This is a genomic window from Candidatus Eremiobacteraceae bacterium, assembly GCA_036511855.1.
Taxonomy (GTDB): Bacteria; Vulcanimicrobiota; Vulcanimicrobiia; order Eremiobacterales; family Eremiobacteraceae; genus JABCYQ01.
On record DATCBN010000062.1, the window covers coordinates 1 to 24,169 of the forward strand.

General features: G+C 61.7%; 20 protein-coding genes. 12 read left to right on the plus strand and 8 right to left on the minus strand.

The genetic code is table 11. The annotated features are described in order from the left end of the window. From VII69_08420 to VII69_08455, 8 genes are all read left to right on the plus strand, one after another. The coding region (locus tag VII69_08420; protein HEY5095122.1) for a hypothetical protein at nucleotides 1-624 on the plus strand (624 nt) is incomplete at its 5' end. Between the two features lie 22 nt (nucleotides 625-646). Beyond that, nucleotides 647-1,417, plus strand: a complete 771-nt coding sequence (locus VII69_08425) for a hypothetical protein (GenBank protein ID HEY5095123.1) — start codon at nucleotides 647-649, stop codon at nucleotides 1,415-1,417. Nucleotides 1,418-1,429: 12 nt separating this feature from the next. After that, a complete protein-coding gene (locus VII69_08430; GenBank protein ID HEY5095124.1) occupies nucleotides 1,430-1,618 on the plus strand; it encodes a hypothetical protein in 189 nt (62 codons plus the stop codon). A 2-nt stretch (nucleotides 1,619-1,620) separates the two neighbouring features. Continuing rightward, nucleotides 1,621-2,070 (plus strand): universal stress protein, encoded by a 450-nt coding sequence (locus tag VII69_08435; protein HEY5095125.1) that lies wholly within the window; start codon nucleotides 1,621-1,623, stop codon nucleotides 2,068-2,070. A 123-nt stretch (nucleotides 2,071-2,193) separates the two neighbouring features. Further along, complete coding sequence (locus VII69_08440; GenBank protein HEY5095126.1) at nucleotides 2,194-3,468, plus strand: efflux RND transporter periplasmic adaptor subunit; 1,275 nt, start codon at nucleotides 2,194-2,196, stop codon at nucleotides 3,466-3,468. After that, nucleotides 3,465-6,665: an efflux RND transporter permease subunit gene (locus tag VII69_08445; protein HEY5095127.1), complete on the plus strand. Its 3,201-nt coding sequence runs from the start codon at nucleotides 3,465-3,467 to the stop codon at nucleotides 6,663-6,665. The genes VII69_08440 and VII69_08445 overlap by 4 nt, the downstream gene beginning before the upstream one ends. Nucleotides 6,666-6,725: 60 nt before the next feature. Beyond that, on the plus strand, nucleotides 6,726-8,453 hold the full coding sequence (locus VII69_08450) for a hypothetical protein (GenBank protein ID HEY5095128.1): 1,728 nt from the start codon (nucleotides 6,726-6,728) through the stop codon (nucleotides 8,451-8,453). Between the two features lie 102 nt (nucleotides 8,454-8,555). Continuing rightward, the gene (locus VII69_08455; protein HEY5095129.1) at nucleotides 8,556-8,819 is read left to right on the plus strand and encodes a hypothetical protein; all 264 of its coding nucleotides are present in this window, start codon (nucleotides 8,556-8,558) and stop codon (nucleotides 8,817-8,819) included. Here the strand turns inward: VII69_08455 and VII69_08460 are convergent. Continuing rightward, a complete protein-coding gene (locus tag VII69_08460) occupies nucleotides 8,816-10,684 on the minus strand; it encodes a sensor domain-containing diguanylate cyclase (GenBank protein ID HEY5095130.1) in 1,869 nt (622 codons plus the stop codon). The two genes, VII69_08455 and VII69_08460, sit on opposite strands and share 4 nt — an antisense overlap. Before the next feature lie 122 nt (nucleotides 10,685-10,806). On the opposite strand from VII69_08460, the gene VII69_08465 reads away from it, so the two are divergent. Continuing rightward, on the plus strand, nucleotides 10,807-12,387 hold the full coding sequence (locus tag VII69_08465) for a Na+/H+ antiporter (protein ID HEY5095131.1): 1,581 nt from the start codon (nucleotides 10,807-10,809) through the stop codon (nucleotides 12,385-12,387). Nucleotides 12,388-12,416: 29 nt separating this feature from the next. On the opposite strand, the gene VII69_08470 is transcribed toward VII69_08465, so the two are convergent. The 4 genes from VII69_08470 to VII69_08485 form a co-directional block, all read right to left on the minus strand. After that, nucleotides 12,417-12,569, minus strand: coding sequence for a hypothetical protein (locus VII69_08470; GenBank protein HEY5095132.1), 153 nt, complete (start codon nucleotides 12,567-12,569; stop codon nucleotides 12,417-12,419). Further along, nucleotides 12,566-13,237 carry a hypothetical protein gene (locus VII69_08475; GenBank protein HEY5095133.1) on the minus strand — a complete coding sequence of 224 codons (672 nt, stop codon included), beginning with the start codon at nucleotides 13,235-13,237 and terminating at the stop codon, nucleotides 12,566-12,568. The genes VII69_08470 and VII69_08475 overlap by 4 nt, the downstream gene beginning before the upstream one ends. Before the next feature lie 200 nt (nucleotides 13,238-13,437). Then, entirely contained in the window at nucleotides 13,438-13,746 is a 309-nt protein-coding gene (locus VII69_08480; GenBank protein ID HEY5095134.1) for a hypothetical protein, read from the minus strand. A gap of 192 nt (nucleotides 13,747-13,938) precedes the next feature. Further along, entirely contained in the window at nucleotides 13,939-14,235 is a 297-nt protein-coding gene (locus tag VII69_08485) for a hypothetical protein (GenBank protein ID HEY5095135.1), read from the minus strand. Nucleotides 14,236-14,426: 191 nt separating this feature from the next. On the opposite strand from VII69_08485, the gene VII69_08490 reads away from it, so the two are divergent. After that, nucleotides 14,427-15,110, plus strand: a complete 684-nt coding sequence (locus VII69_08490; protein ID HEY5095136.1) for a hypothetical protein — start codon at nucleotides 14,427-14,429, stop codon at nucleotides 15,108-15,110. A 48-nt stretch (nucleotides 15,111-15,158) separates the two neighbouring features. Next, complete coding sequence (locus VII69_08495) at nucleotides 15,159-17,909, plus strand: adenylate/guanylate cyclase domain-containing protein (protein HEY5095137.1); 2,751 nt, start codon at nucleotides 15,159-15,161, stop codon at nucleotides 17,907-17,909. On the opposite strand, the gene VII69_08500 is transcribed toward VII69_08495, so the two are convergent. The 3 genes from VII69_08500 to VII69_08510 all read right to left on the minus strand — a co-directional run bounded on the left by VII69_08500 (nucleotide 17,906) and on the right by VII69_08510 (nucleotide 21,671). Then, nucleotides 17,906-18,856 carry a hypothetical protein gene (locus VII69_08500; protein HEY5095138.1) on the minus strand — a complete coding sequence of 317 codons (951 nt, stop codon included), beginning with the start codon at nucleotides 18,854-18,856 and terminating at the stop codon, nucleotides 17,906-17,908. The two genes, VII69_08495 and VII69_08500, sit on opposite strands and share 4 nt — an antisense overlap. A gap of 130 nt (nucleotides 18,857-18,986) precedes the next feature. Further along, nucleotides 18,987-19,556 carry a hypothetical protein gene (locus tag VII69_08505; protein HEY5095139.1) on the minus strand — a complete coding sequence of 190 codons (570 nt, stop codon included), beginning with the start codon at nucleotides 19,554-19,556 and terminating at the stop codon, nucleotides 18,987-18,989. A 24-nt stretch (nucleotides 19,557-19,580) separates the two neighbouring features. After that, on the minus strand, nucleotides 19,581-21,671 hold the full coding sequence (locus VII69_08510; GenBank protein ID HEY5095140.1) for a sugar-binding protein: 2,091 nt from the start codon (nucleotides 21,669-21,671) through the stop codon (nucleotides 19,581-19,583). Nucleotides 21,672-21,825: 154 nt separating this feature from the next. Here VII69_08510 and VII69_08515 point away from each other — a divergent pair. Further along, a partial coding sequence (locus VII69_08515) for an efflux RND transporter permease subunit (protein HEY5095141.1) occupies nucleotides 21,826-24,169 on the plus strand: 2,344 nt, incomplete at its 3' end.

Consider the following 24,169-nt stretch of genomic DNA (forward strand, 5'->3'; position numbering starts at 1 on the left):
GGCCCGCTTCGCGAAATCATCTACAAGATCGCGCAGACCGATTCGTCGAGCGGCACCGCCAGCGACTACGGCGGCACGGACACCGGCTCGAACTCCGGGTGGGACCAAGGCACCCTCACGATAGACGTGCTGCAAGTCATGCAAGGCGACATCTTGGAAGTGCGCGCGTCCGAGGCGTGGAATTCGCTTGGCGGCAAACCATTCGCGGTCATCGGGTACCTCGCATCGGACGGCACGTTGAGCCTCGTATCGGGAACGTACGGCGCCGTCATGGAGACGGTTCTGCCCTACGTCGCGTCGGGATTCGTCGCGTCGCACGACATGACGCTCGGGACCACCTGGACTCTTTCTGCCGATGCTGACAAAGTGCACTACGAACACCGCTATACGGTCACGAAGATCGACGGCGCCGATGTCACGATCACCGTCAACGGAACGATGACCGGATCCGGCATGGGTATGTTTCCGTCAACCGAAACCGACACAATCGTCTATCGCCCGGCTCGGCTCGTACCCATCTCCGGCGATTTCACGATTAGGACCAGGAGCTCCAATGGAGCGGAGGATAAGACTGTCACGCACAATCTCCATTTTCAGCGGGTCAGCGACTCAAAGGATCCGTAAGCAATAATCCAAGGAGGCAATCATGATCATCGCTCTTGTGGCAGCGCTTGCGCTCTCGGGCGACGCACCTTCGGCGCAGGCGGCGGCCACATCGAACGCTCCTGCGCCCGCGGCAGCCGCGCCGCTTCGGGAAGTCGTCTACAAAGTCACATTCACGCGCAGGCTCGAAGTCTCAAACGAAACGTACGGCGGATCCGTATTGAACGACAGCTCTGCAGGCGTGCAAGCGGGCCAAGCGCCGCCCTTCGCTCAAGCCAACAGCGATGCGACCGATAGCGGCACGGTGACAGTCGATGTCATGCAGATCGCCGGCGATGCGCTCGGCATCCGCGTCAAGGAGCAATGGACCAACGCCACGCCGTCCGCCACATATCTCGGTAACGTCGGAGCCGACGGATCCGTGAATTTCACCGATGGCCAGATGAATGAGTGCACGCGCGCGATCTTAGAATATTTCGGACCATCGGTGATGGCAGGACAACCGGCGAACTCAGGCGTGGCATGGACCCGCACCTCGAAAGGGGCGACTGCGGACATCGACACGACGTACTCGGTCGGTGACATCGAGGGCGCGATCGCCAGTATCCACGAACAGAGCACGGTCAAGAGCAAGAGCGTTTCGCTGATCGACACGGTCGTCACCATCGACGTGCGATACAAACCCGCGACGCTCGCGCCCGTCTCCGGACGCATCGTCATGCACGCGAGCCGGTCCGGCGCTTCGTCGGTGACGAACGTGACCACGATCGGCAATTTCCAGCGGGTGTCGGACACTCGCGATACCGGTCAGTAGCGGAGGTACGTCATGCCGAAGAAAACGAACCGGGCGCGAAAAGCGGGAGAGCCGCCGCGCGGTCACCTCACGGCGCACGGCGAAAGCCAACGCGAAAGCTCCGGGCGGATGGCTGGCCAGCGCGTTGCAAACGTGCGGCGTGAGAAGTCGCAGCCAAAGCCCGTAGGCGACGACAAGAAAACGGAGCGTCCGAAGCGGTAGCGATGTCCCTGTTCAAAAAAATCCTCGTACCCGTCGACGGTTCGGAGCCCTCGGACGCCGCGGTCGCACTTGCGATTCGGCTCGCGGCCGATCAGCACGCGAAGCTCATCTTCTTGCATGTATCCGAAGTCGCGAAGATCTCAGCTATGGTGTCGACCACGGCGATGTGCGCCGATCCGTCGGCTGCTCTCGATGCTGAACTTGCGTTTGGGAAGGAGTCCCTTCATCGAGCTGAGGCGGCGGCTCGCCAAGGCGCGGTCGATGCCGTTGCCCTGCTCGACGAAGGGAACAGCTCAGAGACGATTCTGGAAGCCGCAAAACAAAACGCCGCCGATCTGATCGTGATCGGCAGTCACGGACGCGGCGGTATTCAGCGTGTCCTCCTGGGCAGCGTCGCGGAAGCGGTGCTTCGACACTCGAACGTTCCGGTTCTGTTCACGCGCGTTCCCTAAGTCCGGCCACCCTTTTCATCTACTCTTGCCTAGTAATCGCGCGCCTTCGCGCGGCAATTCCCAGGCTTTCCTAAGCATTTCTACGTGGGGTATGGGCAGAAGCAGAGCGAAATGATGGAAATAGTGAATGAAGCATACGTCCGGCGTTTCGCCGCCGCTTTCGCCGCAGCCGCGGTGATCGCCGGCGCCGGATGTGCCTCCCATCAGCAGGCCGCCCCGCCCCCGCCATACGTCAAGACCATCGCCGCGCAGACCGGATCGATCCATCCGGTGGAGCAGCTGGCCGGCATCATCGCTCCGTACGAAAACGTCGCTATTCAGTCCACGTTGACCGAGCCGGCCGACGCTGTCTACGTGCAAGAAGGCGACGGCGTCACGCGTGGCCAGCTCCTTGCGCAGCTCGACACCGCTGACCTCGACGCCCAGTTGGCGGCAGATGTCGCGACAGCCAACGGCAACCATGCCAACACGGCGCGAACGACGTACCAAGGTTCGATGGCCATTTCACAGGGCGTCGACTCTGTGCGGGCCGCGCAGGCCGGCGTGCAGCAGGCGCAGGCCGACCTCGATCGGGACCAGCGCGATCTCACGCGCGATCAATCGCTGTTGGCGAGCGGTTACATCTCTCAACAAATAGTGCAAGCGCAGCAGACCACCGTCCAGAACGATCAGTCTACTCTGCGCGCCGCTCAGTCGGCGCTCGCGAACGCCAAAACGACGGTGCAGGCGAACGGGTCGTTGGATTCACCCGGCTTGCAGGCGTCGAGCGTTCAGCAATCGGCCGCGCAAGAAGCTGTGGCGCTCGCGCAGGCAGCGCAGGTCCGCGTTTCGATCGCCAAAGCGACCATCGTGTCGCCGATCGACGGCGTGGTCGTGAACCGGAATCTGAATCCCGGTGAATACCCGGGCACCCGGCAGATCTTCACCGTGCAGCAGATCTCGCCCGTCTTCGCGGTCCTGCACGGGTCCGGCTCCCAGGTCGCCGAAATCGCCGCGGGTGCGAAGGCGATCGTGGCCACCGCAGATACCGGCACCGATCCCAAGCTCACGGGGACGGTTGTGGGCGTCCTGAATCAGATCGTTCCCGGCTCGACCGACTTCGAAGTCAAAGTTCTGTTGAAGAACACGAGCGGCACGCTTCGTCCCGGGATGGCCGTTCAAGGACAAGTAGCGTTGCCGGTCGTCAGCGGCGTTCGCATCCCGACGACCTCGTTCACCGACGACAATCACGGCACGATCGACATCGTGACGCCCGACCACACGGTCAAGACGATTCACGTCGTGGAGATCGCCAATAGCGGCTCCACATCGATCGTCACCGGCGTGCAGAGCGGCACCCTGATCGTGAGCGACGGTCAGACGAGCGTCGGCGACGGCGAAAAGGTATCGATACATTGAGTCTCACTCGACTTTTCATCAACCGGCCTACCCTCGTCTTCGTCCTCGTGGCGCTGATGCTGTTCGCGGGAATCCTGTCGACCATGACGATCGTCAAGGAATTGTTCCCAAGCGTGAGTCAGCCCACGATAACCGTCAACGTGGGATACAATGGCGCGTCCGTGACGGAAATGCGCGACAACATCGTCCAGCCGATCGAACAGAATCTCGCAGGAACTCCCGACCTGCAATCGATCAGCGCCACCGTGCAGCAAGGTCAGGCGAGCATCTCGGCGCTGTTCACGATCGAATCCGACACCGCCACCGATCTCGCGCTGACGCAAAAGGCGGTTCAGTCGGCTTCGAAGCAGCTGCCGACGAACATCTCGCCGCCCACCGTCAATGTGCGAAATCCTACGGAATCGACGGTGGTGTCGCTCGGGTTGTTCTCCGACAAACTTTCGATCAGTCAACTCTCGCTGTACGCGCAGAGCGTGATCGCGCCGCAGATCGAGCAACTGCCGGGCATCTCGTTTGCGAACCCGGGCGGCGTCGTCACGCCTGCGTATGAAGTGGAAGTCGATCCGACGAAACTGGCCGCCGCCGGCTTGACGCTCAACGACGTCATCAATACCATTTCATCCGACAATGCCCGCGTGCCCGGCGGCTACGCCTACGAACCGAACCGTCAGACCACAATCGACATCCGGGGTGACATCCAGAACCTCCAAATGCTCCGCGACTTGCCGATCATCGCCACCGGAGGCGTGTCGGGCCTGACGTCGCTTCCCGGAGCCGTGAATCCCTGGACGGCGGCCAATTCGGTGGTGCGCGTGGCCGATGTGGCCAATGTCGTCGCAGGCAACGAGCCCCGTCAGCAATTCGCGCAGATCAACGGCCGGCCCGGGCTGTTCATGCAGGTGCAAAAAGCATCGGACGCGAGCGAACTCGATGCGGCCAACAACGTCCTGGACGACCTCGGAGCGCTGAAGCGGCAATTCCCCCAGATCGAGTTCAGTCTGGTCAATACGCAGGCGAAGTTCACCCTGCAGCAGATCACGTCGGTCACGCACACGCTCATGTACGCGATCCTCTTGACCGCCCTGTCTATGGTCTTCTTCCTCCGATCCTGGCGCAGCGCCATCGTCATCTGCATCTCGATTCCCACTTCGCTCGCCATCGCGATCACGGCCATGAAACTCATGCACTTGACGATCGACACGGTCTCGCTGCTCGGCATGTCGCTCGTCATCGGAATACTCGTCGACGATTCCACCGTCGTGCTGGAGAACATCGAGCGCCACTTCCGGCTCTTGAAGGAGCCGCCGAAAGAGGCGGCCATCAACGGGCGGACTGAGATCGGCGCGGCGGCTATCGTGATCACGCTCGTCGATGTCGTCGTGTTTCTCCCGATCGCGTTCATCGGCGGTCAAGTCGGCCGCAACATCGCAGAGTTCGCCATCGTGGTCGTGATCTCGACCTTGACTTCGTTATTCATCTCGTTCACGGTCACGCCGACTCTGTCCGGACTGTGGGCGCTGCGCTCGGAGTGGAATGCGCCGAAGATCGTGGACTTGTTCGGCCGGAAATTCGACGATCTGCGCGAGTGGTACGCGCACCGGGTGCTTCCCTGGACGCTGGAGCACAGCGTCGGGGTCGCGGTCTTCTGCGCCGTGACTTTTGTCGCTGCATTGTCGCTCGTGCCCTTTGGCGCGGTCGGCGAGGAGTTCATCCCCGCTAGCGATCGCGGCCAGATCTTCGTCCAGCTCACGTATCCGATCGGAACTCCCGTTTCAAAGGTGAAAGTCGGCGCCTTTGCGCTCGAACGAGAGATCGACAAACTATCCGACGTCGCGGCCGAAGCGGCCACGGCGGGGGCGTATTCCGCTTCATTCGGCGGTTACGTCACGCAGAGCAACGTCGCGCAGATCAATATTTTCCTAAAGGACGACCGCAAACATCCCACCACGTACTGGGTGCAGCAGTTAGGCCAACTCGCGCACAAGACGGTGCCCGATGCTCAGTCGGTGGCGGTGCCTTCGACGGGCACCGGCGGCGGCAACTCGCAACCGATCGACTTCATCGTCTCCGACCTCACGGGCGGCGATCCCACGAGCGCGGCCGAAAAGGTCCTCAACCTGCTCCGAAGTGTACCAGGCGCGATTTCCGTGAACAGCACGGGCACGCAACTCGGTCCCGAAGTCTCGATCCAATTCGACCGGGGGCGAGCGCAAGCTTTGAACGTGGATATCGGGCAAGCGGCGCAAGCCGCGGGCGCCGCCTTCGGCGGCGCGGTGGCCACGCAATTCGAAACCACCGCTGGACTCGAACAGGTACAGGTGATCTATCCGTCCGCAGATCAGACCAATCTCGATCTACTGCGCGAGATACCGATCCGCGCGCAGAACGGCGCAATCGTTCACCTCGGCGACTTCACGACGCTCTCGTCCACGCCAACCGCCCCGCTGATCACGAGAACGGACCGCAACACGGTCATCCACGTCGACGCGAATTTTGCGCCGAGCTCGTCGCTTTCAGCAGTAGATAGTGGTTTGCTGCGGCGGCTGCCGTCGCTGCATCTGCCCCCGAATATCTCCGTGCGCCCGGCGCCTCTTGGGCAACAAGATCAGATGCACCAAACGCTCAACGGCATGGGAAGCTCGATGATCCTGTCCGTCATCTTGGCTTACTTGCTCATGGTCTGCTTGTACAATAGCTACTTGGCGCCGCTCATCATCATTTTCGCGGCTCCCGTCGCCGCCATCGGCGCTTTGGGCGCGCTCAGCCTCACGCATCAGACGCTCAATCTCTTCTCGCTCATCGGCATGATCCTGTTGATCGGCATATCGATCAAGAACGGCATTCTGCTCGTCGACTATGCGAACACGCTGAGGGGACGCGGCTACGAGAAGCTTGCGGCGATCAAGGAGAGCTGTTTTACCCGGTTCAGGCCCATCATCATGACCAGTTGCTCGGTGGTGGCGGGAAACATCCCGCTTGCTGTGGCCATCGAAGCCGGCTCCGGTTCGCGTCAGAGTTTGGGCACCGTCGTGATCGGCGGCGTTGTGAGTTCTCTCGTGCTCACCTTGTTGCTGATTCCGACCATCTACGTCTGGCTCGCGCCGCCGGATAAACCGGCAGCGCGCGACGGCGACGCGCACCTCCCGCACGTCGAGGATCTTCCGCGGCCGCCGCTCCCGGCGGAGGTTCCTGGCTGACCGGCGCCCGGCTCGCCGCGCAATGACTACGGTTTGAACTGCGCGAACCCGCGTTAAAGCATGCGAAATGCCGGCCGGATCGTTGCCGTGCTCCTTGCGGCGTATGCGCTTTGCATCACGCTGCCAGACTTGACGCGAGCGATCGGCCACCCAGTCTACCTATTCGGCTATTCGCTCGATTCGACCGGCGCCGTGAGCGAGGTCAACGCCGGGTCATCCGCGGCCGCTGCCGGAGTCAGACCAGGCGACCATCTCGACTTGAGCGGCATCCAAAGAGACTTGCGCGCGATCGCACTCGTCGGCGGTTCTGCCACGCCGCACGCTCGGGCAACGATCAGTTTCACTCGCAACGGCCTCCGACGCGTGGTCGTCGTCTCCGCGGAGAGTCCCGAGCCTCCCTATCGCGGTCCCCTCGTACTAGCGCGCGAATTGGCCGGCATCGTCTACGTCATCGTCGGCGTCGCGCTCGTGCTTATACGGCCAAGCGCCATGACGTGGGGATTCTTCCTCTTCTGCTGTGCGTTCAATCCTGCGCCGTTCGCCGTCTTCGTCGCGCGCACGCCGTTTGTCGTCCTTTCGGTAGCATTCGTGATAAATGCGGCGCTCGCTGCCGCGGGTGTCGTCGGCGTGGCCGTCTTCGCCCTTCGCTTTCCGTCTGGGGTGACGCTCGGCTGGCGGACCGTCGCTGAACGGATCTGTGTTGCGTTGTTTGTGCCTTTGGCGGCGATGGACGTCTATGGCGCCATGGAGAAGTTGTTCTTCGGCGCTTTCACGTTCGCGGATACCGTGGCGCTCGGCCTCACGTCCGCGCTCGCGTTGCTCGCGGTGGTCGCGCTCGTCACCACGTATCGGGTCGCGAGCGGTGCGGAGCGCTCGCGGATACAGTGGGTGATCTTCGGATCCGGCGCGTCGCTTCTCGCATTCGGCGCGGATGCATTGCTGCTGGTGCCTCTCGCACCGTATTGGGTGCACGCCGTACTATTGGCCACCACCGTCTGCATGCCGCTCGCGGTCGCCTACGCGGTCATCAAGCACCGCGTGATCGACGTACGCTTCGTCATCAGCCGGACGCTGGTCTACGCCGTCTTGACCACGATACTGGTCGGCGTGTTCACGCTCATCGATTGGTTCATCGGAAAAGTTCTCGACCAAACAGGACTTGCGCTGACGGCCGAACTCGTCGCGGCGCTCGCGCTCGGCTTTTGGATGAACGGCTTGCATCACAGGGTCGACCAGTTCATTGACAGCGTCCTCTTCTGGCAGCGATATCTTGCCGCTCGCCGGCTGATGCGCGCCGCAGCCGGATTGCCACATGCGGCGAATGCCGCTGCGGTCGACGAAATGCTCGTCGGAGAACCGGTTGACGCGCTCAAGCTCGCGTCGGCAGCGCTCTTCCGTACGCGCGACGGCGTTGGATTCGCGCGCGCGGCCGCGCTCAACTGGCCGGACGGCGGCGCGGAGACGCTCGATGCGAGCGAACAAATCGTGCTGCAACTCAAGGGCGAACGCGCGCCGCTCCTGCTCGACGATGTCCGGTGGCCACGCCACGACCTTCCGCTCGGCGACCGCGCACCGGCGCTTGCGGTCCCAGTGTTCGTGCGCGACAGGATGTTCGCGATCGCGCTTTATGGCTCTCACTCTAACGGCGAAGCGCTCGACACGGACGAGATCTCGTCGCTCGATCGCCTAGCCGCCGGGGCGGCGGCCGCGTACGATCACATCGAAGCCGAGGCGCTGCGCGCCGAGATCGAACTTTTGCGCGCGCAGATATCTACCACGCGAGGGTAGCGCGGCATCTAATCATGCGCTGTCGACGTTCTTCAATGCCGACAACGTGCTGCGCACGATTGAGGATCTGCTCTGCATAAGTCATCTCGGCGACAACGAGGCGTGCCCGGCGATCTGTGCCAGCCGCCTGTGGCTCAAGACCTGGTGCCGCGCTGCAATAGCCAAGTCCAAGTGAAGTCGAAGGCGGTTCGCGACGTGCACGGCGGCGCTTGGTGGGCGCAGAAAACCCGCGGCATGAACTTCCGGATCCCGGACGCGGTCGACAGCAGGCCGTTCAATCGGCTATTGTGGCGAGGCATCATGGGCGAGACGGCCCCGTATCCCGAGGCGGCCGGCTGCCCGCATGCAGCCGGCCTTTCCTTTTAAGGCGCCACGGCCAGCCGGTTGCGGCCGTGCTCTTTTGCGACGTACAGCTCCCTGTCTGCGGCGCCGATGAATTGCGAGGCGTCTTTGGTCGAGACGTTCGCGAGCCCGAAGCTCGCCGTGACCCAGAATTGTTCGCCCGATTCTGCGTGAAATGGGGTGGATTCTAGCCTCGTCCGAATTCGCTCGGCGCAAACGGAAGCTTGGGCGGCGTTCACTTCAGGGAAGAGTATGCAAAATTCATCGCCGCCGTAACGCGCCACCACGTCCCCCGCGCGAGTTTCGCTTTGGAGAATGCCTGCTAGCGACTGCAAGACCCGATCGCCTGTCGCATGTCCGTAGTTGTCGTTGATGCTTTTGAAGTCATCGACGTCACAGATGCAGACGCTCAGCGGACGCTTGTGGCGAAACGCTGCGTGCACCGTGCTGGCCAGCCGCTCCTCGAAATGCCGCCGGTTGTACAGGCCCGTCATGGAGTCGTGAGTGGACTCGTTTTCGAGCCGTTCCTGCAACGACTTTATTTCCGTGATATCCGACTGCGTTATGACGATTCGAATCGCCTTGCCCGATTCATCGCGGACCGCCCGGCCCCGGGTCAACATCCAGCGATACGAACCGTCGCTATGCCGCATCCGGACTTCCGTCGAGAGGTTCGGCGTGAGACCATTGTAGTGCGCCTCGGCCAACGCCATAACGCGCTCGCGGTCGTCCGGATGTCCCAGGTCCCATAGCGCCCGCCGTGAATCGAGCGGCTCGTCCTTGGCTATACCGAGCATCGCCCTCCATTGCGGCGAGCAAATCACGTCGCCGGTCACGATATCCACGTCTAGGATACCGTTCTGCGACCCTTCGACTGCAAGCGCGAGCCGGTCTTCGCTGATCACCAAACGCCGAGCCGTATCGCTGAGCTGTTCGGTGCGCTCGGCGATCTGACGTTCGATATCCGCCATGTTCGCCCGGAGCTGCGCTTGGAGTAACTCCCGTGCCGCGTCTGCCCTGTAGAGCACTCGCGAATTCACGGCGACGAGCGCACCGAGGGTTATGACGTTTGCGGTGACGAGAAGACAGACACCGGCTTCGACGTCGTCGACGACGCCGTGTGATAGAATCAGCAAGCACAGCCAGCCGAGCATGACGGGTACGATGATGACCGGCGGAAGCAGCCGTCGGACGAGAAAGCCGGCGGCGTTTTCGCTGTTGATGACGCGCATGAACCCGCGGTCCTGCGACGACCAGAGCAGCGCTCCGTAGAGAGAGAATATCACAGCCGCCGTGACCGGCGACATCGCCGTTGTGAACTCTATCCTATAGAATTCGGCGGCATCAAAGAAGTACCCAATAATGCCGACGAGCGCGATGATCGCAGCCGCGGTGGCGAAAAGGTGACCGATCGTGGCCTTAGACTGGCCTCCGCGAGCGACATTTACGATGCCGATCTGGAGCATCATAAGCGCGACCGCCGCGTTGGGACCCATGCGGCCGGGATAGTCTCCGCCTCCAGGATCCGAAACAAGCGCCTGGTCCAGCCCCAGCTGAAGGCCAAAAATATATTCCACTAATGTTGCGACGGCGATCAGGAACGGCACCGCCATCAGTGCATATATTATCCTGCGGCCGTTTCGCGTCAACGGAGCGTGAGAGAGCATGACGATCGCAATGCTCATGAGCGCGAGGCATATCGCCGTGTTGACTTTTGCTGGAGTTGCGCCGGGCTTGGTCATCCATGAGACGTGCGAAGCCCAGCCGCTCAGAGTGGCGAGCGCGATGAGCAGGGAAATGTACGCGATGGCTCGCGGAAAGCCGATCGGTACGGCCGCGCCTGAGGCTGCGGAAGTGCCGGGGTGAGTCGACTTCGACAAATGGTCCAACTGCATCTAGTTTGACGAGCGGTAGAAGGTACCCTCACATGCGCGATGATATCTCTGAGAATACTAACGAGTAAGCGCGATGCGATCGGCGCCCCGCGCTATCTCAAAGTTGAGAGAAGCTAATGTCACCGATTGAAACGCTTTTCGGATTGCTCGTGGTGGTGGCGGCACTGACGTGGGTCGCGCAGCGCATCAACGTCGAGTATCCGATACTGCTCGTGATCGGCGGTCTGATCTTGGGCTTTATTCCCGGCTTGCCGCGCATCACGCTGCAGCCTGACGTGGTGTTCCTTCTGTTCTTGCCGCCGTTGCTCTACTACGAAGCGTTCAATTCATCGATCCGGGATTTCCGCCCGGTGCTGCGGCTGATAACGCTGAACGCGGTGTTCTTGGTCATCGCGACGATAGCCGGGGTCGCGTTGGTTGCGCACGCGCTGATCCCCGGACTTCCGTGGGCTGCGGCTGTGGTGCTCGGGGCAATCGTGGGCCCCACCGACGAAACCGCAGCGATCGCGATCGTCTCGCGACTTCACGTGCCGCGCCGTCTGATCACGCTGATCAAAGCCGAAGCCCTGTTCAACGACGCCACGTCGCTTGTCATCTTCAACGTCGCGCTGGTCGCCGCAGTGACCGGCACTTTTTCGTGGGCCGCAGGCATCTGGCAACTGTTCATCGATGCCGCGGGCGGCGTCGCCATCGGGATCGCAGCCGGCTGGATCGTGAGCATCATCCGCCGGCACATCGACGACCCGCTGCTCCAGAACACCGTTTCGTTGTTGAGCGGCTACGCGGCCTACTATCCGGCGGATGCGCTGCATCTCTCAGGGGTTCTGTCGGCTATCGCGGCGGGCTTGTACCTCGGGCGTCAGTCGTACTCGATAACGACGGCGACCTCGCGCGTGCAGATCAACGCGATGAGAGAGATCACGTTGTTCCTCATCAATGGACTATTGTTCATCCTCGTCGGACTGCAGCTGAGGCCGATACTGGTCGGGCTTTCCGGCGCACAATCTCCAGCCGCGCTCTTGGGCATGGCTGCAGCGATAAGCCTCACGGTGATCTTGGTCAGAATCGCTTGGGCGTATCCGGTTGCGTATTTGCCCGCGCTCATCTCGCCCAAAATTCGAGCTGGAGAAGGCCAGCCATCGTGGAAAAACGTCGCCGTCGCCGCCTGGACGGGCTTGCGAGGCGGCATATCGCTTGCGGCCGCTTTGGCTGTGCCCTTGACCATCGCGAACGGCGCACCGTTCCCACATCGCGACCTCATCCTTTACCTCACATTCGCCGTGATACTGGCGACGCTTGTCGGGCAAGGCTTGACGCTCCCGTGGCTCATCCGGATCTTAAGGCTAACCTCGGATAGTGGGGACCGCGAAGAGTCGCTCGCGCGGCTCAAGGCGGCTCGAGCCGCCCGCGCGACGCTGGAAAAGATCGCACGCGAGTCGTGGGCCGACGCCGATGTGGTCCGCGACGTTCGCGCTCACCTCAAGCAGGCGACAGCCCATCACCAAGCGATACGAGACCATACTCTGACCAGCGAGCAGTCTAAAACCGCCGATGCCGCTCGGCGCATCCGGCACGAACTCAACGAGGCGCAGAGCCGCGAGATCGTCCGCCTCCGGGATGAAGGCGCGATCAACGACGCGACCGTCCGCAAGATCCAGCGTGAACTGGACTTTGATGAAGTGCGTGACGAGGCATAGCCTTGTTCAGGTCTTAGGGACGCCGGGCGTTACTGGCGCTTGAAGAACTGCACCGCACGCTCGTGCTCTTTTGCCTTCTCAAGCGTCGTAAACGTACCGAGGTTTCGCCGCTTTCCCGTCTTCGGATCGGTCTTTTTTGAATAGAGCCTGTACTTGCCTGACGAAATTTTTCGGATCATCATCCACCTATTTGCGTGACGCCGGCCGGACTGGAACCTTGCCTGAACCCTCGATCGTAGCTGTATTTGTACGCGATGCTGGGGTAGGCGTACACGTCGATCGAGTCGAGGCGGAGATCGGCCACTTGAAAATCGGTGTTCGCCGCGTTGAGCGCGCCGAAGTTCGACGCGCTTCTTAGCGGAAAAGAGCCGGTCTTGGCGCATGAAGCGGAATTGGCCTTACAATTGAATGTGGTTACCGTCGCAAACGGCGACGCCACCGAGATCAAGACGTTGTTCTTATCGAATAGAATATCGCCGGGGCTCAGCGTGTCGACGTACCCGCTTACGACCCGGCCCGGCATCGTAGCGTGCGGCCAGACGACCAGGGCGACAGCAAATCGAAGGTTGTAGTTCGCCGCCCAGACGTTTCCTGCAGCGTCTACTCCGGCGCTCGTTATTTGCAAGATCGACGCGTCGGTGAGGTTTGATGAGCAGCCGCTGAGACTGCACACCGCGACCCCGTTTGCGCTTGGCACGTAGATCGTGCCTCCGGTGGGAATGGCGTCCATCGGCACGCCGAATTGGTCGTGAAAGCTTGCGACAAGTCTTCCGCATAGCGGCGCATATGCTTTGACGGTATTGGTGGCACCGCTCGGGATGAAAACGTTGCCGGCCGAATCCGATCCCAAGAACGTCGCGCAGGCCTTTAATCGCGCATTTGGGGGCGCCGTTTTGAACGTTCTTGAAGCGCCTGAAAATCGTCTGAAGCACTGGTGTTGCGGCGCTAGGACAATCCGAACTTTTGGACGTTCGACGCTTCTATTGCCGATACGCCATGAATCTCGCCTCGCAGCCCTGCCTTAAGGCATCGGGTCGCCAGCCTCGGCCGCTACCTCCGGCGGAGAGTCGCGCCAAGTTGCTTGAGGATCACACCGAGCACTTCGTCATCGCCCCGGGCGAAGAACATCGTGAGTGCGACCTCAACAATGGAACTCTCGCTAAGCCGGTGGGTATAGGCCAGGCTACGAAGGCGCTCGGAGATATCGTGACTCACGTTGACCGAAAGCTTGCTGCGCGTGGCCGTGGGATCCGACATTGCATCGTGGTCGGCGTAGTCCACCGGCTGAGGCGCGCGAGCGATCTCGCTCGTTTGGTCACTGGTAACTCCGGATGTGATTTGACGTCCCTCGTCTGGCATGTTAACGCTTCCTTGCCGCTCTGGAATATGGGTCCAGAACACCCCGCGTATTGAATTACCGGGATGCGACGAAAGTCTTTCTACGCCTGCGCTCGGCGATTCCTGTCCTGGCCTTTCCAATAAACGAAAGTTATCCGAAATTATTACGTAGTACGTCCCACTACGAAGCGGTCCAGTCCCGGCGGGGGGCTGTCAGACCCTGCGGCGACGCGGCGCGATTTCAGCTCGAGTCATCAACCGCAGGACCTTGGCGTCGGATCCGTTCTTGAAGAACAGCCAAAGCGCGCACTCGATGATCGAACTCTCGCTGGTTTGCTTTTCGTATGCGAGCGCACGAAGTCGGCCCGCCAAGGGCGTGCTCAATGAATGCGACGAACGCACAAATGTGGTGTCGCGTTTGAGCACACCGTTTGCGATCGTCTCCGGCACGCGGAGTCTGGACGCGGAAACCTTTCCGTTTCCCATGGCGCCATTTTGATGCTTGGCCATTTTGTTTGGTTCGCGCAACTCGTCTAAGTACCCGCACGATGCGACGAAAATGCACGAGCGCGCCGCTTGAAACACTGTTGCTAAGGATGAGTAGGCATGTCGTACTTTTCTTCACGCAGAGGTTCCACATCAGCCTGGGCGTATTGGCTTCGGCGCTGAAATCGGCATTGACGCCGTGGAGATGCCCGATCATGAAACTGGCTGCGAAAGAATTTCCGACGATCGTCCGTGCGCGGTGCGCGATACTCCTTGGTATCGTCGCTCTGCTTATTGCGATTTCATATTCGGCAGCGCCGGCCGCTGCAGACGGTATCGTCGCCATACACGTAGACGCGATACATCGTGTTGCGACGTACTATCAAGGCGAGCCCGAGCCGCTGGATTTCAACCGGCGATGCGGCACGTGGGGCGTGTACAATCCGTACATCGTCGACGACAGCTTCAACGTCCGCGCCAAGGGCGCGGCGTACTACGCGCTGCAGTTGCTGACGCAACAATGGGCCCTGCCAGGAGATCGGCCGCACGGCGTCCATCCCGTCACGACCAGCCTTGGTGAGAACAAACGTCTGCTCACGGCGTACGCTCTGAAAAGGCCTGACGGAATTTGGTCCGTGCTCATCGTGAACAAGGACGGCATCGCGCGGCCGGTCACCGTCGATTTCAATAGGGGCGGGGCGCCCGCGAATTTCACCGGCGCTGTGGACGTGGTGACGTTCGGCAGAGAGCAATACGGGTGGGCCGGACACGGACCCGCGGATCTGCCAAGCCCCGACTCAGGCCTGAAGCGCTCGACGAGGATGGACGGCGCCGGCACGTACGTCGTTGCGCCTGAATCGCTCACAGTCATTCGCGGAGCGATCGAAATCGCGCCGTAGAAGCTCGGGAAGTAAGACCACAGCAGATTCCCGAACCACGCACGCGTGATGTCCGACAGCGCGCGATCCGTTCGAGAAGAGCCGGCCGGGGTTTACCCGTCCGGCACCATTTCGTTTCTCTTCTCGGACATCGAAGGCAGCACGAAGCGCTGGGATGAGCAACCTGACGCGATGCAGCACGCGCTGCGCCGGCACGACGATCTCATGCGCGCCGCTATCCGCGCACATCGGGGCCACGTCTTCAAAACCATCGGCGACGCGTTTTGCGCGGCGTTCCGGACAGCACCTGATGCGGTCGCAGCGGCGCTCGATGCACAGCTCGCCATAGAGGCCGAGCCCTGGCCGGTGGCGGGTGGCCTGTCGGTGCGCATGGCGATCCACGCGGGACTCGCCGACGAACGCGACGGCGATTATTTCGGCACAACGGTGAACCGCGTGGCGCGATTGATGGCCATCGCCCACGGCGGGCAAATCCTTGTGTCGGGCGCGGCAGCCGGACTGTTGGGCGGCGCGCCGGAGTTGCGCGACTCGTTGCGCGACCTCGGCAAACACCGTCTCCGCGATCTCGCGCAACCGGAACAAGTCCATCAAGTCGTCGCGCCTAAGCTCCGGCAGTTGTTTCCGCCGCTGCGCTCGGTCGACTCGTTGCCAAACAATCTTCCGCTTCAGTTGACGAATTTCGTCGGCCGTGACGAGGACGTTGGAGAGATCGAGAAGCTGTTGACCGGCGCCCGGCTCGTCACGGTGATCGGCACCGGGGGCATCGGCAAGACCCGGACCGCGCTGCAGGTCGCAGCCGATCTCCTCGACGACATGCCGGACGGCACGTGGTTCGTCGATCTCGCGCCGATCAAAGAGCAGACCCCAATCGCGAGCGCGATCGCGCTTGCGCTCGGACTTCGTGAAAGCGTCGAACGGCCGCCCCTTGAGACCGTCCTCGATAACCTCGCACAGCGAAAGCTTATGCTGGTGCTGGATAATTGCGAACACGTCATCACGGAAGCCGCGCGCAGCGCCGACACGTTATTGCGCAATTGCGCGGGTCTTAAGATACTCGCGACGAGCCGCGAGCGGCTCAATATAGGCGGCGAACACGTCTACGTCCTGCCGTCACTTTCCGTGCCGGTTCTCGGCGTGCGGCTCAAGGCCGAAGATGCCCGGCGCTACGGCGCGATCGAGCTGTTCGAGAATCGGGCGCTGGCGTCCGATTCGCGGTTCCGGCTCACCGATGAGAATGTAGAGATCGTCGCGGACGTCTGCCGGCGGTTGGACGGCATCGCCCTCGCGATCGAACTGGCCGCGCCGCGATTGAAGATCTTCAGCGTCCGGCAGTTGGCCGAAAAACTCGATGAGCGATTCCGATTGCTCACAGGCGGCAGCCGCTCGGCACTGCCGCGCCAGCAGACGATGCGCGCGCTCATCGACTGGAGCTACGACCTCCTCACGGAGCCGGAGCGCGTGATGTTCCGCAGCCTCGGCGTGTTCACGAGCGGCTGGACGCTGGAAGCCGCCGTCGCGATCTGCGCCGATGCCTCAACATCGGAATGGGAAGTGCTCGAGCGGTTGTCGGCCTTGGTCGAGAAGTCGCTCGTCCAGGTCGAAACCGATGCGGAGACGATGCGCTACCGGTCTCTCGAGTCGACCCGGCAATACGCCCGCGAAGCTCTCGAACTCAACGGCGAACTTGCGGCGAGGCTGCGCGCTCATTGCACGTACTATCTCGGCGTTGCGCGCCGCGTCGATGAATTGTTCGTCGGCCAAGGAAAAAGCGACGAGGCCTACGAGCTTGCCAATAAAGAAGCCGATAATTTTCGCGCGTCGCTGACGTGGGCGTTGAGCGACGGGAACGATCTCGCGTCAGGCTGCGAGACCGCCGCATGTCTTTCAATATTATGGACGCGCTCGCTTCGGTTCGAGGGTTGGCAGTGGCTTAATGCCGCGCTGCGCAGCGAACCGGCCGATCCCCGCTTGACCGCAGCGACGCTCCTGGCGCTCTCACGTGTGTTGCCCGACGGCAAAGACCGCGTCTTGCAAGTGAGCGCCGCCGTCGCGGCGTATCGCCGAGTCGACGACGTGCTGGGCTTGGCATCGTCGTTGTCGAGCGAGGCAGAGGCGCGGCGAGCGATCGGCGAGTACGCGGCTGCGACCGCGGCGCAGACCGAAGGATTGGAACTGTACCGCGCACACGGGGCGCCGGCGCAAGTAGCCGCCGCGCTGCTCACGCTCGGCAGCATCGAGACGATCGTCGACCGGCGCGAAACGGCGCGGCGTCTGCTCGAGGAAGCGCGCATGCTGAATCCGCGCAACGGCAGCATCGCCACAAATCTGGCCGAGTTGGAATTCGCGGACGGCAACTTCGAGTCTGCGGTGGACTATGGCCTCGAAGCCCTCGAGTATTTCAGACGTAGGCACCCATCCAATGCGTGCATCGCCCTGTGCAACTTGGCCGCCTATTCGCTCGCGTTGGGCCGCATCGAAGACGCCCGGGTGTTTGCGCGCGAGGGACTGGAGATCGCTCACGGACTTCATGCCTCGGATCTCATAGCGCTCGCGATCCAGCATCTCGCCTCGGTCGCGTGCGCTTCCGGAAAGCCCGAGCGGGCCGCGCGGCTGCTTGGGTTCGTGGACAGTCAGTTCGCCAAGCTCGGACTGCAGCGCGACACGAGCGAACACTTCACCTACGACCGGCTTCGCGTGACTCTCGCCGACTCGTTCTCAGGCGATGCGATGAGTATCCCGATGGCCGAAGGCGGCACCATGAGTGAAGACCGGGCGTTCGCCGAAGCAATGAACGATTAGCGCCCAACCTGATCCTGGGTCATCGGCAACCGCGCTTCGGCCGGCCCGTAAGGCTTGGCGACGATACGGTAGCTGAATTCCAGCGTCGACCGGCCGCCGCCGCTCTCGCGAACCTGAAAACCGCCAGGCGATCTCGTGGCCACGTATAGACCCTTGCTATCTCCGTCCGGTGTGATGAACACGAGATAGTCGCTCTTCTGGTCGATCGCGTTTGCAAACGCGCCGTCTATCCGAACGTAGGCCGATCCGCCGATGAGCTGTGCTTCGCCGAAGTCTTCCATGGTCGGCGAGCTCTCGCGCGGCGCATACGAGATCAATTGATGGCCGGGCGAGCTGCAACCGGTGTGGCACGAGCCGGACGTCGTGATCTCGCCTGCGATGGTGAGATTTCCCTGTTGGTCCAATTTCAAGACCTTGGTGTTCGCGGCGTTTCTCGCGAACATCAACGGTCCCGTGCCGGTCGCCTGGATATCCAGTACCGCTTCGGAGGAGCTGGCGCTCGTGCCGGCGAGAGCGGCGGCGGTCCTCGACGCACCGCTCACTCCGATGCCGGTGCCGGATTCGCCGAACAGGCCCGTGCCGTGATAGGACCTACCAGAGACGCCGAAATTCATCGTGCCGCCATCTTGCGACTGATCCACGCCGACGACGCCGTACGAGCAATGTTTGGTCATCGAGCTGGGATTGTGCGTCTCCGAGTATACACCGTTGCCGCCCGGATTGTGCGCTTCGACGGCGTTGCCCACCATGGATTGCGACACGATGCCCTCGCCCGTGCTCTGCTGCTCGACGTGGAAGCACGACGTGCCGTTGGAGCATGCCTTGTCCGGTGACACGAGATTGCGAGCCGCATGCGCTTTGCCGACCCCAAGCACGGTCAACGCGACCGCAAGCAAGGCGATCGAACCGGCAGAAATCCAACGAAAAGACCCGCTTGCAATACGCATTGCGCTCTCCTTCTATATAGGACGGTTTAGTCAACCGTCGTTCGCCTTTGCGTCCGGACGATACCTTCGCACTCCGCTGATTCGAAATACCCATTGATGCGTCGCGCGATAATATCGCGACGGACGATCGTCAGGGCTTCGGGCGTGCGTCGTCGTCTCGCCAGGGGTCGGCGAGCGCGGCACGTTGGACACGACCGGGAAATAGCCCGGCGGGATGTTCCGCCACCCAAGCGCGCGCACACACCGCAAGGTATTCGAAATTGTGGTATTGCGAGGCACCGCGTTTGCGGCGCATCACCGCGATGACCGGTGCGAGAAGTTCCCAGTAGTGGACGATCAGACGCCCGAACATATCCATGAACGGGTCCGATGCCACGATATTGTTCTTGAGCAGCGTGCCAAGCTCGTTGAACCAATTGAGCGCGTTGAGCTCCAGATGCGTGCGGGCGTCGGCGAAGCCTATCGCCTCCAGCTCCCCGCGGTACGCTTCGTCGCGCATCCTAAAAGGCAGATCGCTTTGGACGTAGCGCAATGCTTCTTGAATCTCGTCGCTGCGGAACTCTTTTTCGACCGAGAGCACCGCCTGCAGTTCGGTGGCCGCGCGCATGTGACGCAACTGCACCACGGCTGCCACCGCCGTCGCGCCGATCACGAGGAACGTGCCGACCAACGCGATCGTATTGATCAGTTCGTAGGACATGCCTGCGTCGTTTTGCGTCGGACGTCAGGTCCCTTTATCGGCTCCGATGTAGCGGATGAACTTGATGATGAAGGCGGGCGACGTCGAGAACGCCGACGCATCGCCGTACACGACGTAGACTTCGCCGCCGGGCACTTTTTGATGAAATGCCGCGGAGAGATTCCATCCATCTTCAAACGAGAGCGTGCTTCCCGGCGAAGGCTTCAAAAGGACCGGCGGCGTGCCGATGATCCGGCGGATGCCGAGCGCTAGCGCCTGATTTGGGCCGGATTGATACGAGTAGCTGAACCGCTCGAGCCATTCCGTCGACTTGCTGCCCGCATCCAGGTACTGATCCGTGTCGTCGAACTCCAACGTGACCGCACCCCGGGTTCCGTTTCGAAACGTCGAACTGCGCGTCCACGAGTTCAGCCGGCCCGGTCCGAAGCGGCCGGTGTTGAACGAGACGAAGGTGGGCATCGAACTGTTGTTATTGTATGCGATCGTGCCGCCTTGTTGCGTGATCGGCGAGAAGACATTGTTGGGCAGGAGCAAGTACGACGACCCCGTAGTCAACTGCGCACTCATCAAGGTTCGCGACGCTAGCGACAGCGCCAGGCTATTGTCGGTCTGGTCGAGAGCGCCCGCGTGGTTGTGATACCGGTCCAGGTTTCCGCTCACGTCGAATTCGGTGAACCGCGCCGTGGTCGGATACTTGAACGGCTTGAAGAAGTTGATATTGTATCCGGCGATGTCCGGATGTTGCACGATGCCATCCTCGGGATTGAAGTACGCTCCCACCTGACGCAAGACCGCGAACGCATTCGCACCGTCCGCCGAGTAGACGCCGGTGCCGGCCTCGTAGCGTTTCGCTTGCGAATCATCCAACACGTTCGTGCCTGAATCGGTCCCGAAGCGGGCGAATTGCTCGAAGTTCTTCAAATTGTTGTGGGTGAGGGTCACACCGTCTGCGGCATCGTGAAGCGTGGGCGTATCAACAAGGCTGCCTTGGAAATTCACGGCCGTTTGCTGATCGGGCGTGACATAGTTGAGGGCTTCCGCCGTGTCGTCGCGATCGACGCTCAGCACGTGCAGCATGCCGTAGCTGAACAATCCGCGCTGACCTTCCACGGCGTAGCCATCGCTCGGCGTCGGGATCTTCGGCGTATAGAACTCGATGATCCCCGGGCAGCCGGAACAGACGCCATTGGGATAGCTATAGAAGTTTCCGCCTTGCGTGAAGAATGGCCTCACTTCGTTGAAGATACGTTGAAAGGCGGTCGGCGCGATCGTCTGCTGGTCGGTCTCGACGTTTGAATAGTCCGGATGGATCGTGCCGACGAATGAAGTGCCGGGAAGGATCGGAATGGAGATGTCGGCGCCCGCGCGGGATGTGGACCCGCCGATGCGGCGCGAGGCGATTTCGCCGAGCCCGTAGACGCCGATGCGCGGCCGCTCTCGCAACGCGGAGAGGCGCGGCAATCCTGCCAGCGATCCGGAATAATTGACGTCGTTGAAGTCGCTCTGCACCGGACCGTAGCTCCAGACGAACGCATCGTTCGTCACGGGCATGTAGCGGATGAATTGGATGCGCCAATCGCCGGCACCGGTGCCGTGCATCACCGAGAGCGGTATGCGCATGGTGATCGCATAGCCGCCGGGCACGACCTTTCCGGCGCTCGACCAGGCCGGCTCGAACGAATTGTTCTCGGTGGAGTATTGATAGTGGGTGCCGATCGCCGTGGATGTGAACTTATACCGGAAGCCGCGCGTGCCGTTCGGCCAGAGGTCGACCTGCACTTCGTCGTCGGTGTCCAGGCCGACGCCGTTCGTATGTTCGGTCGTACGCACGGGAATGCTCTGCTTCGCGTCGATTCCCACATAGAGATATGTGCCGTCGCTCATCGTATAGATGGTCGTCGCTTGGGTCGCCGCGGCGTGATCGCGTAGATCGTACGTGAGTTGCGCGACGGCGGCGTTCTTCCACGCAGGATTGTCGAGCGTTCCATCGATCGGCGGCGCGACCGTCGTCTGCGGGACCGTCAGCGCGCCGATGTGCGAGTCGGCTGCTGCGGCAGGCATCGTAGATGTGGTAACCGCGAGCAGCGCGCAAAGCAGTACCGCGCGACGCACCATGAGGCACCTCCGACGAGCTACTAATTTGTTAGTTATTGTAGCGTCGCGCCGCGTCCTTGTCAACTGGAAATTATTCGAGGTCAGGATTAATGCTCAATTAACGAAGCCTGAATTCGGTCCAGGAGCTTGTGACGCGGAAACGGTAGGTTGGAATATGTCTATCGCGCGTTTCGCCGTCACGCGCCGCGTCACCGTGGCGATGTTGTCGGCCGCGATCGTGATCCTCGGGCTCTTCGCAGCACCGCGCCTAGCGGTCGCATTGCTGCCGACATTTGCGCCGCCGGTCATCTCCGTCAATGTCACGTACCCCAACGCGTCTCCTGAAACCATCGAGACGACGGTGACGCGGCCGATCGAGAACGCCGTGAGCAGAGTCTCCGGCATTGACATCCTCGAGTCGACGTCCTCGCAGGGTCAGTCCTCGGTCCGCGTTCAGTTCCTGTTCGGGACCGACATCAATGCAGCCGCGGTTGACATCCAACAGCAAGTCGCCCGCATCCGCTCGTCGCTGCCCAACGACCCCGCGCTTCAAGAACCGCAGATCGCGAAGGCCGATCCCAACGCGACTGCCGTCCTCTCGCTCCAGGTCAGCGACGCTACGCGTTCGCAGCGCGACTTATCGGATCTCATCGTCAATGAGCTGTCCGACGAACTTGCTTCGGTCCAAGGCGTCGGCAGCATCGGTGTATCCGGCGTCACGCAGCGGGCGATCATGGTGGAGCCCGACGTTCACCGTCTCGCCGCGTTGGGACTGACTCTCGGCACATTGATGACGCGCCTCGGCAATGAAAACGTCGATCTTCCGGCGGGCGTGATTCAGATCGGGCCGCAGGAATTCGGCATCCGCACCAACGCGCTTTACAAATCGCCGGACCAGGTGGCCGACACGATCGTCACCGTCGCGAACGGCGTGCCGATTCGTCTCCGCGATGTCGCTCAGGTTCGAGACTCGATCCAAGAGCAGCGGGTTTTTTCGCGCGTGAACGGATCGCCATCCGTGCTGCTCACGGTGACCGCTCAGCCGGATGCCAACGTCGTCGCGGTTGCAAATGGCCTTAGCGACAAGATCAACGACATCAGCCAGCGCTACCCGAGCATGAAGTTCCACACCATGCTCGATCAGCGGGAATTCATCCTCATGGCGCTGGCCTCGCTCGAGCACACCGCTCTCTACGGCGCGATTCTGGCTGTCGTGATCATCCTGCTTTTCCTCCACTCGTGGCGTGCCACCGTCATCGTGGCCGTATCCCTGCCGGTTGCGGTGCTGGGCGCGACGTTTGTCTCGTACGTTTATCATGAGACGATCAACGTGATGACTCTCGGCGCAATCGCGCTTGCGATGGGGTTGATCGTCGATGACGCGGTCGTCGTCATCGAGAATATCTCGCGGTTCCTGCGGACCGGTATGTCCCCGTCCGACGCCGCTGAAGGAGCGACGACGCAGATCATGGGCGCCGTGGTCGCATCGTCCGCTACGGTCGTCACGGTATTCTTCCCGCTCTTGCTGATCCCCGGACTTCAGGGACTCATCTTCGGACCGTTCGCCATCGTCGTGATGAGTGCAGTGGCCATATCTTTACTCGTCGCGGTGACCGCCGTTCCGATGCTTTCGAGTGAATTGCTCCGGCGCCAGTCGGTCGACGAAGGGAGTGCGCTGACGGTTCCGAGACAGTCGTTTTCCGATCGCTTCGATCGCGCGTATAAGCGGTTTGAAAATGCGTATCGCGCGGTCCTCGCCTTCTGTTTAGACCGGCCGCGCCAAGTGATCGGCGTGGCGGCGGGTTTGTTCGTGATCGCTGTGGTCGTGCTCGAGCTCGGTGTCGTGCCGAGCGAGATCTTCCCGGCTTCGGATTCGCGTTTCGTGCAGTTCGATCTGCAGGCGCCGAACGGCACGGCTCTCAGCGTGATGAATAGCATCTCCAGAAGCGTTGAAGAGGCATTTCAGCACGATCCGCGCGTCGTCGCCGTGGGCGCGACCATCGGGCAGACCGGCGGAAATGCCCGGGCCATCACGAATCGCGCGAGTCTCCAGATCACGCTGCAGCCCGGCACGAGCGGCCCAGCCGCCGCCGCTTTTGTCCGCGATTGGCGGCAACGCCTCAACGGTGCCGGAGCGAACCACGACCACTCAGGCCAAAGTGCCGCGCTGCACCGGACGATGATCGGCACGATCGCGCGCGGGCAGACGATCGATATCGTCCAGCGCCAGATCTCGCAGGGCCAGACCGCGCTCGAGCTCGAGATCTTCGGCCCGGACATCAACAAGCTCTTGACCATTTCCGACGGCGTGATGGCCGCCATCGCGAAGATCCCCGGCGTCGGAGATCCCGATAAGAACGTCACCAATTCTCAGCCCGAAATCGACGTGGCGATCGATCGCACCCGGCTGCTCGCATCCGGTCTTGGCACGAGCGACCTCGCGCAATTCCTGAGCACCGCGACCAACGGCTCCATCGCATCGTACTACCAGATCAACGGCATACAATACCCGATCATCG